This is a genomic window from Aeromonas sp. Prich7-2, from assembly GCF_017939255.1.
Lineage (GTDB): Bacteria > Pseudomonadota > Gammaproteobacteria > Enterobacterales > Aeromonadaceae > Aeromonas > Aeromonas caviae.
The window spans coordinates 1,144-1,496 of sequence record NZ_JAGKRI010000292.1 but is presented as its reverse complement, the minus strand read 5'-3'; the positions used below and the strand labels follow the sequence as shown (position 1 = coordinate 1,496).

The 353-nt window shown below is 56.7% G+C and carries 1 pseudogene; it reads left to right on the top strand.

Features of this window, described 5'->3' with window-relative positions:
* Positions 1 to 353, top strand: a pseudogene (locus J9892_RS21755) (IS1634 family transposase); the annotation flags it as partial.

Sequence of the window (353 nt, the reverse complement as noted above, 5' to 3'; positions counted from 1 at the left end):
ACCGCGAGCAGCAGACATTGGCCAAAAACCTGCTCAAAGACAGTACCCGCGAGCTCAAAGCCTTCGCCAAATTGTGTGCCCGACGCTTTGCTTGTGAGGCGGATGCCCAAGCTGAGTTGAGCTGTTTTACCGCCAGCTTGATGCTGTTGCAACTGGATGCCGAAGTGGTAGGTGAACCCGTTTATACAGGGCGTGGCAGACCCAAGCGTGGCGAAGAGCCAATTGGCCATCAGTTTCAAATCACTGGGTTGGCGGCAACTAGCCTGGCTTGCGTTGAAGAGGCCCGCAACCAGACCGGGGTGTTCATCCTGGCGACCAATGACCACAGCGATACGCTGACCATGGCCGAACTG